We start from the raw sequence: 12,539 nt of genomic DNA, 5'->3' as shown, positions 1-12,539 counted from the left end.
TTTTGAGTTCTCGTTTTTATCCGTTTAAACGGATGGATAAAACGTTTTGGATTGCGTTTGGCAGTCCCTATGTAGTGCTTTTTGAATTGATTGTTGATGAACCCTGCTAATGCCTTGAATCTGGATGAAGACACCTTGCACAAGGAGGCACGAGCCTGGGTCAGCCGCCTGAAAACGTCCTCGCTGACCTCTCGTCAGGCTCGGGAGCTGCGCCGCTGGTGTGGGCGCAGTCCTTCTCATGCATCCGCTTTTGCGCACGCGCGCGAAATGTGGGATGCCATGCCCCAAGATCGTGAAGATTGGCTGCGCGAAGCCAAGTTGATGAAAAAACGTGGCCACCAGCCTTTGCGTCGCGCCTTGCTGGGCGGTTTGCTGCTGGGTGGTGGCCTGTATCTTGTCGCCAAGCCTCCTATGCAGTTGTGGCCTTCCTTGGCTGATTTGCGTGCTGACTATCGCACGGGTGCGGGCGAGCAGCGGCGCGTGCAGTTGCTGGACCATGTCTGGCTGGATATGAATACGCGCAGTCGCCTGAACGTCGGTGACGACCCGCATCTGGGTCGAATTGTGGCTTTGCTGGATGGGGAAGTGGAAGTGCGACAGTCCGAGCGCTCGGCCTCGGTGTGTACGGTGTTTGCGGGTGCTGGCTCCATTCAGACCTTTAATGGCCGTACCAATATCCGCTATCTGGATGGCAAAACCGAAGTTACCTGTTTGTCCGGCAGTGCGCAGGTGGATTTTGGTGGACAGGGATATCGGCTGGCTGCCGGTGAGCAACTTGTTTACGGTCGCCATGCGATCAGCTCGGTGCAGACAGTTGCGGCGGAGGATTTCCCGTCCTGGCGTCAGGGCCGTCTGACTTTTCATGAGCAGCCTTTGTCGCAGGTGCTGGCCGAGCTGAACCGCTATTGGTCAGGACATCTGATTTTGCGAGACGCCACGTTAGGCTCTGTCTTGGTCAGCTTTGCCGTCAGTCTGGATAACTTGCCTGAGGCGCTGGACATTTTGCAGCAGTTATATGGCGTGGCGGTGACGCGCTTGCCTGGCGGAATCGCGCTTTTGAGTCGTGCTTGATTGAAAAAAGCCCGCTTTGCAGCGGGCTTTTTTTTTACTCCTGTGTCTGCTCGGGTTCCTGCAAGCGGCTGACGTGCACCGTTGCAATACGACGCTGGCTGACTTCGGTAATCTCGAAGCGCAAGCCGTCTGCTTCAACGACCGTCCCTACCGTGGGCAGGGAGTCCAGACGCTCCAGCAGGAAACCGGCCACGGAATTGAAGCTGCTGTCTTTCAAAAGCAGGTCGTCCGCTTCCACGGCTTGGGCCAGCAAGAGCAGGTCTATGCTGCCATCCACTTGCCACAGATTGGGGCCAATCTGCTGAATGGCGGGTTGTTCGTCCTCGTCGGGGAACTCGCCGGCAATGGCCTCCAGAATGTCGATGGGGGTCAGCAGGCCTTCAATCGCGCCGTACTCGTCCGTTACCAGCACGAACTGGCCATTGGACTGCTTCAACATGGCAATCGCGCTGAGTACATCGGTGTGCTCGTGAACGATGATGGGCTCACGCAGATCCGGCCACAGTTTGACTTGCGGGTAGTCGTCCAGATCGGCCAGCAAATCCTTGGCGCGCGCCACACCCACCACCTGGTCCAGATCGCCCTGGCACACCGGCAAGAAGCTGTGTGGGGTGGAGCGCAGTTGCTGGCGCAAGGTATCGGCGGAGTCCTCGATATTGAGCCAGGTAATTTCCTGACGAGGCGTCATCAAGGAGCGAATCGGGCGTTCGGCCAGGCTGAGCACACCGCTGACCATATTGCGCTCTTCGGTGCGGAAAGCCTGCTCGTCCAGTTCCAGCTGACCCTCGTTGCCGTTGTCGTCCTTGTCTTCATTCTTGCGGTTGCTCAGCATGCGCAGTACGGCTTCCGCGGTACGGTCACGCAAAGGACGGCGTGACTGCGAGCGCTGCAGGCTGCGGCGGGCAATCTGGTTGAAGAACTCGATCAGGATGGAGAAACCAATAGCCGCGTACAGATAGCCCTTGGGGATCTTGAAGCCCAGGCCTTCGGCGGTCAGCGTCAGACCAATCATCAGCAAGAAGCTTAAGCACAGCACCACCACGGTGGGGTGGTTGTTCACGAAAGTGGTCAGTGGCTTGGAAGCCCAGATCATCAGCGCAATCGAGATAATGACGGCTGCCATCATGACGGGCAGTTGATCCACCATCCCCACAGCAGTAATCACCGCGTCCAGCGAGAACACGGCATCCAGCACCACAATTTGGGCTACCACGACACCAAAGCTGGCATAGGCCTTGTTGGTGCTGGAGTGATGATCGCCACCTTCCAGACGTTCATGCAGTTCGCTGGTGGCCTTGAACAGCAGGAACAGACCGCCCAGCAGCAGGATCAGGTCGCGCCCGGAGAAGCTGAGCGGGCCAATGGAGAACAGTGGCGTGGTCAGGGTGACCAGCCAGGAGACGATAGTAAGCAGACCCAGGCGCATGATCAGCGCCAGCGACAGGCCGATCAGGCGAGCACGGTCGCGCTGATGCGGAGGCAGTTTATCGGCCAGAATCGCGATAAAGATCAGGTTGTCGATGCCGAGAACAATCTCCAGCACCACCAGAGTTAATAAGCCGACCCAGATGCTGGGATCGAGTAGCCATTCCATGATGTTGTCCTGTTAGACAGATAAATAAGTGCAAAAAAGCAAAGAAGCAGGGCGCCGCAGCGCGTCAGGCGTCAGACGCGGGGCGGGCGGTGCTCCGGGGCAAATTCGCAGCAAATTGCTGGCAGGGAATAGGTCGGACAAGCCGATGGCCAGGCATGCAGCCAGAAAGACTGAACCGGGCAGGGCAAGGGGGTATCCGCGTGATCGGCGTACTGTTGCATGGGCGTGTGCGCCAAAATGGCGCTGAGCTGATGCAAAGGATGATTGGCGGATGAGACACGGCGTTCCGCAGACTCGGCTGCATCGGATTCGTGTTGAGCGAATAAAGCCGATTGACCACCTTGCACGGTTGCGTGGTAGTGGGAGCTGTAAGCCTGCAGGGGAAGAATAAGAAGCAAGACGACGACGAACCAGCGTCTCATAGTGTCTAAGGGAAGTCGATGACGGTTCAGTATATCGTATGCGGGCTGGCTCAATGCAAGTGTGCTGTGATGATGGATGGTCAGGTCGGGGTGGCAGGGGCCGCCATCGGGGCGCGTGGCAGCTTGGAAATAGGAGAGGGAAAGCTCAGCCCAGGCAGCCAAACCGGCCCTGATCAAAGTCGGCAATTGCCTGGGTAATTTCCTGTTGTGTATTCATCACAAAAGAGCCGTAGGTCAAAACGGGCTCATCAATGGGCTCGCCGCCCAGCAACAGTAGCTGGGTGTCGCTTTGGGCGTTCAGCCGGATAGTCTGGCCTTCCAGGCTTAGCAACACGACCTGAGCGGGGCGCACTCGCGTTTGCTGGTTCACTTGTACTTCGCCGCTTCGCACCAGCAAGCTGGTGTTCCAGCCCTCGGGCACCTGAAAACAGGCTTGATGCCCGGCCTTGATCTGTATGTCCCACAATAGGAGCGGGCTGTGATGCCGGGCCGCGCCGGGCTGCTCCCGGTATTGCCCGGCAATCACTCGTATCTGTCCGGCCTGATCGGGCAGGGCCAGAGCGGGAATGTCTGCGCTGGGCAGAGACTGCTGGCTGGGTGGCAGAGTTTTCGCACAAGCAGGCAGGTTGATCCATAGCTGCACCATTTCCCAGGTACCACCCTGACGGGCGAACGGCTCGGAGTGGCTGGCCTGATACAGCAGGCCGGAGGCCGCACTTAGCCATTGCACATCGCCCGGACCCAGAATGCCGCTATGACCGCTGGAGTCGCGATGCTCCAGCTCGCCCTGATACACCAGCGTGACGGTTTCAAAGCCGCGCTGCGGGGAGCCATGTACCTTGTGGCGACGGCTACGGGCCGGGTAGGGGGTGGGGACGGCGTAATTCAAGCGCAGAAAGGGGCTGTGCCGGTCCGCGTGGTCCTGATGGCTGAACAAGGTACGCGCCGCCAGGCCATCGTCACCCGCCAAAGAGGGGCATGGACTGAGGATGCTGGCGACCTTTTTCATGGCATGGGTTCCGATTGAAAGCGCATGCCTTCAAGGATAGGGGCGAAACCCCGCTATGATTAGCCCCCGCTATTGCAAAACTGTATTGCTTGGGCGGGCTGGACGAATGTGAGCAATTAGTAACCAAATTAACAAACGTAATCTTCCTGACCGCGCTAGCATTAGCGCACTTTGTTACGTAGAGAGTGGAATGGGGCAGGCTTTTCAGGCCTTGAGCGTCTGGCAGGTAATGGGCGTGGGCTTATTGTTCTTCGGCGGCATTTACGTGCTGTTTGCACTGGGCACCTTGGCGCTGACACATTGGCTTTTACCTGCCTTGGGTTGGGGACGCCCCCTGGACACGCGCCCTTTGCGTCCTGGCCAACTGCGCCGGGAACTGAAGCAATCCGGCACGGCCATTCTGATTTTTGGCACCGGCATGATTTTTCCCTGGGGCTTTTTGCAGCTGGGCTGGGCGCATTTGACGCCTGATGCCAGCGCGACCCGCATTGTTCTGGAAATTCTGGCTCTGGTGATCTGGAACGACGTGCACTTCTGGATCAATCACCGTCTCTTGCATACCCGCTGGTTGCGCCGTTATCACGGCCCGCACCATTCTTCCGTTGTGGTGACGCCGTTCTCCACCTACAGTTTCCACCCGCTGGAGTCGATCATGCTGGGCAATGTGATTTTGCTGCCCATGGTCGTGCATGACTTCAGTTTCTGGTCGCTTTTGTCCGTGCCCTTGTTCAGCCTGTTTTTCAACAGTATCGGCCACTCCAATTACGACTTTTTCCCCAATGTTTCCAGCCGCCATTGGCTGGCGGCCAGCCGTCGTCACCAGCGCCATCACGCGCAGTACAACGGCAATTACGGTTTTCAATTCAGCTTTATGGATCGCCTGTTTGGCACCCGCTTGCCCGATCGCCCCGAGGAGGCGCGGGGATGAGCGCTGCGTGGCGTTTGCGTCAGCCGCGCGATTGGCAAAGCCTGCTGTACCTGATTGCCTATCCTGTGCTGGTGGTCGTGCTGTGGCGGGGCGGCTTCTCCTGGATTCTGTATGGCTTGCTGCTGTTCCTGACGCTGGGCGTTGGCGTCATCAACCATAACCATCATCATCTGCGCATGTGGCGGGGGCGTATCCCCAACCGCTTGACGGACTTCTGGCTGACCCTGGTACAAGGCCACCCCGCTTGCGTGTTCTGGCCTGCACATGGGCGCAATCACCATCGCTATAAACATGGTGAAAAAGATGTGGCCCGCACTTACCGTTTCTGGCGGGGTGACACCAACGACACGCTGGGCTGGTTGATGCACCCCTTTGAGGCCGTACCTGCGCTGTACCCCATGATTTTTGGCTGGCTGGGTAGCCTGCGCCGTCATTGGCCGGGCGTCTGGGCCTATTGCATGGCGCAGTACGGCGTGTGGCTGGGAAGCTGGGCGCTGGCCCTGGCGCTGGACCCGGTAAAAGGCTTTTTGTACGTGATCCTGCCGCAGCTGCACGGTTTGCACTGGCTGCTGACCACGAATTATCTGCAACATGCCCATGCTGATGGCAGTCACGAGGGCCGTCATGGCGAGCAGCTAGCCTATGCCCGCAATTTCGAGGGCCTGGTCAATCCCTTGCTTTTTAATATCGGCCTGCATGTGGCCCATCATGAGCATTCGCGTACGCACTGGTCCGAGCTGACCCGGCTGCACGACACCGAATACCGAGCCCGCACCCCGGACGCCTTGAACGAAGGGGGGCTGGTGCCTTATATGCTGCGTGTTTTTGTGCTGGGCTTGTTCATGCCCCGCTACCGCAGTCAATCCTTGAACGCCGTGGGCCAGACGGAGCGTCGGCGTGATTCCGTGTAATCAGGAGTATTTCTATGCCCGTGGCCTTTGAGCACGTTGTTATCCATCAGGCCCAGTGGTTTATGCCCGGAGAGCCGGTCGATAACACCGCAATGGATAACTTTATTGCCCCCTTGAATCGTATTTCGGGGCGCATCAAGCAGCGCATTCTGGCCGAGAACGGTATTCAGCAGCGCTACTACGCCATTGGTGAAGATGGCAGCACGCGCTGGAGCAATACGGCCATGGCCGCCAATGCCGTGCGTGCGTGCCTGGAGCAGGCGGGTTTGAGCATGGCGGATGTGAGCTTGCTGGCCAGCGGCTCCTCGGGCGGGGATTTGTTGATGCCCGGCTTTGCCAATGCCATTCAAGGTGAGTTGGCCGCTCCTCCCCTGGAGGTGCATTCGGTCCACGGAATTTGCGCCGCTGGCGTGACCGCCTTGCAGGCCGTTGCCCAGGGGATCGAGCTGGGTGCGCACCGTCACGGCATGGCCGTGGCCAGTGAAATGCCATCGCGCTTGTTCCGCCGATCGCGCTTTGCCTCGCAAGGCTATCAGGCGGACTTTGACTCACACTTCCTGCGCTGGATGTTGTCCGATGGTGCGGGCGCGGCCTTGTTAAGTCATCAAGATCAGGTTCTGCCCACAACGCAGCCCGGCGTCCGCCTGCGCCTGCGCTGGATTCATCAAAAATCCTTCTCGGGTGATTACCCGGTTTGCATGCAGCTGGGAGCAACGCGTGATTCCACTCGCAGCCATCTGGATTACGATTCCTGGGCCGAGGCCGAACAAGATGGTGCCTTGTCCCTGCGCCAGGACATTCGCCTGCTGCCGCATCTGTTCGACATCGGCATACACGAATACGTAAAACTGGTGCGCGATGGCTGGGTAGACCCCGAGCGCATCAGCCATTTCCTGTGCCATTACTCCTCCGAAAAATTCATCCCCGTGGTGGCAGATTTGCTGGAACAGGCTGGTCTGGGCATTCCTGCCGAGCGCTGGTACAGCAATTTGCGCTGGCGCGGCAATACGGGCGCAGCGTCCATTCTGATCATGCTGGCCGAGTTCATGCGCGACCGGACCTTGACGCCCGGCGAGCAAATCCTGTGCTACGTGCCCGAGTCTGGCCGCTTCATGACGGCCTACATGCTGCTGGAAGTGGAAGCCTGCGATGCACCGGCCCCGGCTGTGTCTTACCCGTCTGCCAAACAGTCGGCTCCGGCCTCGGTGGATCAGGTGGATATTGCCCCTCCGCATGACCCGGCCACCGCCCCGCAGGGTTTGCGCGATCTGCTGACGCAATTGGCGCCCATCTGGCACGACTATCGCTCCCAAGTGTGGCGTACGCCCTTGCTGCGCAGCCTGCACGACGGTTCGATCCGCATGCAGGATTATCAAAAGTGGATGGCAGACTGGATTCCCCAGGTACGTGAAGGCGCCAAGTGGATGCGCGAAGCGTGCGATTCCCTGTCGCCCACCTATGCTCCGTTGGCCGAGCTGATTCGTTTGCACGCCGGTGAAGAACAGGACGACTTCAAGATCTTGTTCGAGGACTATCAGCATGCCGGTGGCACCGCGACCGAGATCGAGCAACTGAGCCGTAATCCCGGCGGTCAGGCCTTGAACTCATATCTGCATGCGCTGGCGGCCAGCCAGGACCCGATTGGTTTGCTGGGTGCGATTTACATTATTGAGGGCACCGGCCAGCGTATTGTTCCGGCCTTGTTGCCTTTGCTGAAATCCTCGCTGTCGCTGGAACCGAATATGTACCGTTTCCTGCACTACCATGGCATGAACGACGAGCATCACCTGGCCCGCTGGCTGGTGGCCGTTGAACTGGCTCTGGATTGCGATGAAACAGGCCGCGCCGAGCAGATTATTATTGAAACCGCGCGTCGTACCGCCGCCCTGTACCTGATGCAGTTCCAATACGCGAAAGAGTTTTAAGTCATGGATCAAATCCCGGATTTTTTAAGCAAGCCGCATGACCCGCAGGACCCCAGTCCTTGGCGGGCCTTGTATCTGGATCGCAGCACGCCCCTGCCTGATGAAGTGAAGCAGGCTTGGCTGGCCGACTCCAGTTCGTCGTCACGCCAGTATCTGCTGCCATTCCTGCGGCCATTGGCGCGCCTGATGATTATCGTGATTCAGGTCGTTAAAACCTTTTTGCCGCGCAAATGGTCGCATTCGGGGCTGTTGCATCGCATTCTGGTCTGGGGCTTGAAGCGCTTTGTCTCGCCACAGGCCAACTGGCTGATTCTGCGTCACTTCCATTTGGGATCACAGGTGCTAGCCTTTATCGCGGCCAATTCGCCCACCCAGGTGCCGACCACGCCGCTCACCCCCATGAACATCGACGAATTGCGCGATCACACCTTTGTGAAGCACGATTTGAATCTGTTCAATTTCGTGATCCGGCTCAATCAGACCTTGCGGGACAATAATCAGGAAATCGGCCCGCCGCAGCGCGTGGATTTCTCCATGATCCAGCCCGTGCCTTTGGCGCTGGACGATATGCCGCAAGGCCCGCTGAACAAGATGGATCTGCAAAGCGCCATCGAACTGTTCACGCCCCTGTACCAGTTGCTGCTGACTGATAACGACTTCTGGCGTGCGGCCAATTCCCTGCAGCTGGACGAGACCATCGGGATTTACGCGGCCAAGATTTTGCAGGCACCCGAGCATTTGATTCTGGTGAACAATGGTCACCCCTTGGTGCCCATGTCGACCTTGCGAGCAGGTTACCGTTTGGTGCTGCACGGTCTGTCTACAGAGATGCTGCATAGCTTGCTCAATCAGATGAAGCAGGCGCAAGCGCAGGCAGAGGGGGCTCAAACACCGGATTTGGGGCAGGGCGATAGTTCGGTTTCTGCCGAGATGTAAAAATAAAAACGGCTCAATAATGAGCCGTTTTTCTATTGGGCACATGGCCCATTTCCAACCATGCTGTTGGCTACTTTCTGAGACTTAGTTGCGCTTGGTATAGGCCATGTACAGCTCGTGAGCACGGGTTTCAATCGGGCCGCGGGCGTAGTGGCGATCGTCAATGCGATTGCAGTGCAGGACCTTGCCGTTATTGCCGGTGCTAAATACTTCATCGGCATCCAGTACGTCTTGTGGTGTCAGGCTGGCTTCACGTACCTCAATTCCGTCGTCGCGCAGCAGCTGCATGACACGCTGGCGGGTAATGCCGTTCAGGAAGGTGCCGTTCAGCGCCGGGGTCAGGGCGACGCCGTCACGCACAATCCACAGATTGGCAACAGCAAACTCGGCCACCTTGCCCTTGGAGTCCAGCACGATGGCGTTGTCAAAACCGCGTGCGCTGGCATCACGCAAAATACGCTGGGTGTTGGGATACAGGCAGGAGGCTTTGGCATCGGTAGGAGCCATGGACGGATCAGGGCGCAGGAATTCGCTGAAGGTCGCGCTAAAACCGCTGTCAGCAGGCAGTGGGGATTCAAAAATATGAATGGCCAGCTGGGTGGTGGCCGGGTCGGGCAACAAGAAGCCGCCGGGTGCGAAATACAGTAGCTTGATGTAGTAGTCCGTAGTGTGAGACAGCTTTTTCAGGCCCTCGCGCACCAGGTCCACGGTTTGCTGCGGCGTCATCACGGGCTCCATGCCCAGGGTGAGGGCAGAACGGTTCAAGCGCTCGCAGTGCAGGTCCAGATCCGGAGTATGGCCTTGAATAGAACGGGCACCGTCAAAGACCGTGGTGGCCATCCAGAACGCATGGTCGGTCGCGCCAATCAAAGGTGCGCTGGTGCTATTCCATTGACCGTTGGACCACGTGATTTCATTTTTACTCATGGGGCTTTCCTCCTGGTTTTGTTGGGACGTAGTGGCAATTTATCTTGTCGTTGTACTATTTCCAACACACATAATAGAGAGCAAAAAACGACTTGAGGTGGTGTCAGCGTGCTATCTGATATTTACAAAACATATAACTGGACGCTGGCCGAGCTGCATGCTTTCTGCCTGATCTGTGAATGTCAGAACCTGAGTCAGGCCGCGCTGCGTATCGGGATCAGCCAGTCGGCTATTTCCCTGATGGTGCAACGTTGGCGACAGGCGCTGGGTGATCCTTTGTTTGTACGGGCGCGCTATGGTGTGGCACCCACGCAGATCGCCATTGCACTGCGCGAAAAACTGCAACCGTTGCTGGAAGAAGTGGGCATTGCCTTGACGCAAACCCAAGGCTTCAATCCTGCTCAGTCTACGCGTGTTTTCAAGGTCCATATGACGGATATTGGCCAGCTGGTTTTTTTGCCGGGGCTGAACAATTTTGTTGCCAAACGCGCGCCAGGTATTCGCCTGGTCATCAAGAATCTGGGCTGGGAATCGCTGGAAAGTGGTTTGAGTTCGGGCGAGATTGATCTGGCGATTGGCTCTTTGCCCATGATTAAAGGGCGAGTGCATTCGCGCGTGTTCCGCCACGAGCGTTATGTGACAGCCATGCGCAAAGGCCATCCCCTGGCCAGAAATGAGCTGGATCTGGAAGCCTTTGTGGCGGCTGATCATCTGGCCATTGATGCCACCAGCAGCGGGCATTCTCTGGTGGAAAACGCCCTGCGCTCCCTGGATATGCGGCGCAATATCAGCCTGACGATTCCCCACTATCTGGCTGCGGAGCAGATTCTGGTCAACAGCAATTATTTGCTGACCGTGCCCAATGTGGCCGTCCTGTCTTTCCAGGACCCTGCCGCCTTGTGCATTGTGCCTACGCCGCTGGCTCTGCCCAGCTTTGATGTGCGCGTACATTGGCATGAGCGCAGTCGCCAGGACGAAGGCGTGCGCTGGTTGCGCACGGCCATTTCGGATTTGTTCGGGCAGCGTTAAGTCTATTTGTTGATGGCGATGCGGTTTGCACAAGGGCTGTACATGGTTTGTGAGGGCCGTCGTTCAGCACCTTGCCCATTTGGCTATCAAGCAAATTTCAGCACGGCTTCCAGCTCGTGCTCCCCATAGGTGCCGCCTGTCAGCTCAAAGCCCAGTTTCGAGTAGAACGCTTCCGGGCTGCCTTCACCTCGGCTATAGCCTAGCCTAATTTCCTTGTAGCCCTGGTACTTCAGATCATGGATCAGCAGTGCAATTGCTTTGCGCCCGAAACCCAGGTTTTGGAAGGGGGCTGCAATCATGAAACGCCATAAAAAGGCACCAGGATACAGAATGCCTTCGTCGTGGTCGGCACCGATATGCAGCATGATAAAGCCCACCAGGGTGTCATCGGCGTAGATGGCACGGAACCAGGCATTCTCGGAAAAGTGAGCTTCTGCAATGGAGGTGCCATTGTCGGCAATCATGCTTCGCTGTGCGGGAGACAGGGTCTCGCTTAGCTCACATACCTCGTAGACGGTTTGCGAGTTGATGCGACGAAAAGAGACGGTGGCGTCTTTGGAAACGGTTTGTTCACTCATATGAATTCAAGGTTTCATGTTCAGCTAAAAGGCGCTCGGTTCAGGCGTGTTTGGACCCGTAGGTGATGCGTCGTAGAACCGCCTCCAGCGGGCCACGTCCCCAGCGCTGGGCGATCAGGCCTGTCAGGCTCATGGCCAGCAAAGCCAGGCCAATGGAGATCAATAGCAGTGCTGCATTGCCAAAGGAGTCAAACAGATCCAGGCCATAGCTGCTGAAAATCAGACCAGCCAGAATGCCTTGGCTGACATAGGCGCTCAGTGAATTGCGGCCCGCCTCAATCAGTACATTGGGCAAGCTGAGCCATTGTCCGCAACGCAGCAGCAGGTACAGATACACCGTGGCTAGCAAGGGCGCGCCGATGGCGATGCTGAACAGACCCGTCAGCCCCATCAGGTTTTCTTCGTTGGTCACGGAGGCGCTAAAGAAGTTGATCGCCAAAGCCAGTGGCAGGAGCCAGGGCAGGGCGCGCCCCAGCTTTTGTTGGCCGGCGCTATGGGCTTCAAAGAAGTTGCTCTTGGCCGCGGCCAAGCCCATCAGCATGGCTCCAAAGGCCAATGGACCCTGGTACAGAAACAGGAAGGCAAAGGACTCCGGCCATTCGCTGATGCGTGCCAGCGTTGCCTCGGAGAAGGCACCGCCCAAGGAGTACACCGGGGCCATGTCTTCGCTACCGGCCAGCAGATAAGCGATCAGTGCCAGGCTGGCAATTTCTACCAGCACCATCAACAACGCCACCTTGATCAACCCGCGCGGGGAGAGCTTGCGTAGCGGCCAGATCAGCACACCCAGCACCGAGTAAAGCAGCAGGATATCGCCGGTAAAAACCAGCGTCGCGTGCAAGCAACCCAGCACGGCCAGGCCGAACATGCGGCGGAAGTAGCGGCTGCTGAGGGGGACGCCAGCACGTTCGGCAGAGCGTGCCTGGATTTCTATACCCCAGCCAAAAATCAGCGAGAACAGCAGGAAGAATTTGCCCTGAAACAGAAATTCGATCAGGAAGGCAGCCATGTGGTCATAGGAGGAGGATGTGGCTGTCGGGCCACTGTCGCTCAGTGCCAGATAGGGCAGGTTCACCACACAAATACCGATCAGGGCAGCGGTGCGAATCAGGTCGATGGAGGAGTTTCGAGAAGCCGTAGACATGGATGTTTATTGATTGAGCGCTTGTTCAATGCCATAATATTGAGCGCTTGCTCAATGTGTCAATA

The 12,539-nt window shown here is 57.6% G+C and carries 12 protein-coding genes; 6 read left to right on the top strand and 6 right to left on the bottom strand.

The window, feature by feature from the left end:
- The first annotated feature begins 96 nt into the window (after positions 1–96).
- A complete protein-coding gene (locus OSH04_RS08480) occupies positions 97–1,071 on the top strand; it encodes a FecR family protein (RefSeq protein WP_083054338.1) in 975 nt (324 codons plus the stop codon).
- Between the two features lie 34 nt (positions 1,072–1,105).
- Here the strand turns inward: OSH04_RS08480 and OSH04_RS08475 are convergent, their stop codons facing one another.
- From OSH04_RS08475 to OSH04_RS08465, 3 genes are all read right to left on the bottom strand, one after another.
- Positions 1,106–2,665: a TerC family protein gene (locus OSH04_RS08475; RefSeq protein ID WP_021447067.1), complete on the bottom strand. Its 1,560-nt coding sequence runs from the start codon at positions 2,663–2,665 to the stop codon at positions 1,106–1,108.
- A gap of 71 nt (positions 2,666–2,736) precedes the next feature.
- Positions 2,737–3,087, bottom strand: coding sequence for a hypothetical protein (locus OSH04_RS08470; RefSeq protein WP_035268424.1), 351 nt, complete (start codon positions 3,085–3,087; stop codon positions 2,737–2,739).
- Between the two features lie 145 nt (positions 3,088–3,232).
- Positions 3,233–4,096 carry a pirin family protein gene (locus tag OSH04_RS08465; RefSeq protein WP_266108258.1) on the bottom strand — a complete coding sequence of 288 codons (864 nt, stop codon included), beginning with the start codon at positions 4,094–4,096 and terminating at the stop codon, positions 3,233–3,235.
- Between the two features lie 190 nt (positions 4,097–4,286).
- Between OSH04_RS08465 and OSH04_RS08460 the strand changes: the two genes are divergently transcribed.
- The 4 genes from OSH04_RS08460 to OSH04_RS08445 are packed head-to-tail and all read left to right on the top strand — an operon-like array spanning position 4,287 to position 8,796.
- The gene (locus tag OSH04_RS08460) at positions 4,287–5,024 is read left to right on the top strand and encodes a sterol desaturase family protein (RefSeq protein ID WP_035268419.1); all 738 of its coding nucleotides are present in this window, start codon (positions 4,287–4,289) and stop codon (positions 5,022–5,024) included.
- On the top strand, positions 5,021–5,935 hold the full coding sequence (locus OSH04_RS08455) for a fatty acid desaturase (RefSeq protein ID WP_088451376.1): 915 nt from the start codon (positions 5,021–5,023) through the stop codon (positions 5,933–5,935). The genes OSH04_RS08460 and OSH04_RS08455 overlap by 4 nt, the downstream gene beginning before the upstream one ends.
- Before the next feature lie 14 nt (positions 5,936–5,949).
- Positions 5,950–7,860 (top strand): beta-ketoacyl-ACP synthase III, encoded by a 1,911-nt coding sequence (locus OSH04_RS08450; RefSeq protein ID WP_251196427.1) that lies wholly within the window; start codon positions 5,950–5,952, stop codon positions 7,858–7,860.
- Between the two features lie 3 nt (positions 7,861–7,863).
- On the top strand, positions 7,864–8,796 hold the full coding sequence (locus OSH04_RS08445; protein ID WP_266108256.1) for a DUF6999 family protein: 933 nt from the start codon (positions 7,864–7,866) through the stop codon (positions 8,794–8,796).
- A gap of 84 nt (positions 8,797–8,880) precedes the next feature.
- Here the strand turns inward: OSH04_RS08445 and OSH04_RS08440 are convergent, their stop codons facing one another.
- Positions 8,881–9,723: a branched-chain amino acid aminotransferase gene (locus tag OSH04_RS08440; RefSeq protein WP_060186132.1), complete on the bottom strand. Its 843-nt coding sequence runs from the start codon at positions 9,721–9,723 to the stop codon at positions 8,881–8,883.
- A gap of 108 nt (positions 9,724–9,831) precedes the next feature.
- Between OSH04_RS08440 and OSH04_RS08435 the strand changes: the two genes are divergently transcribed.
- Positions 9,832–10,752 (top strand): LysR family transcriptional regulator, encoded by a 921-nt coding sequence (locus OSH04_RS08435; RefSeq protein ID WP_266108254.1) that lies wholly within the window; start codon positions 9,832–9,834, stop codon positions 10,750–10,752.
- 86 nt (positions 10,753–10,838) lie between these two features.
- Here OSH04_RS08435 and OSH04_RS08430 read toward each other — a convergent pair whose 3' ends face one another.
- Together OSH04_RS08430 and OSH04_RS08425 are read right to left on the bottom strand one after the other, a co-directional pair.
- Entirely contained in the window at positions 10,839–11,330 is a 492-nt protein-coding gene (locus OSH04_RS08430; protein WP_035268405.1) for a GNAT family N-acetyltransferase, read from the bottom strand.
- Between the two features lie 40 nt (positions 11,331–11,370).
- Positions 11,371–12,474 (bottom strand): DUF418 domain-containing protein, encoded by a 1,104-nt coding sequence (locus tag OSH04_RS08425; protein WP_115635300.1) that lies wholly within the window; start codon positions 12,472–12,474, stop codon positions 11,371–11,373.
- Positions 12,475–12,539 lie beyond the last annotated feature (65 nt).

It is taken from the genome of Alcaligenes nematophilus (assembly GCF_026344155.1).
GTDB classification, from domain to species: Bacteria; Pseudomonadota; Gammaproteobacteria; order Burkholderiales; family Burkholderiaceae_B; genus Alcaligenes; species Alcaligenes phenolicus.
The sequence above is the reverse complement of the archived record's forward strand: the minus strand, read 5'-3'. Positions and strand labels throughout refer to the sequence as shown.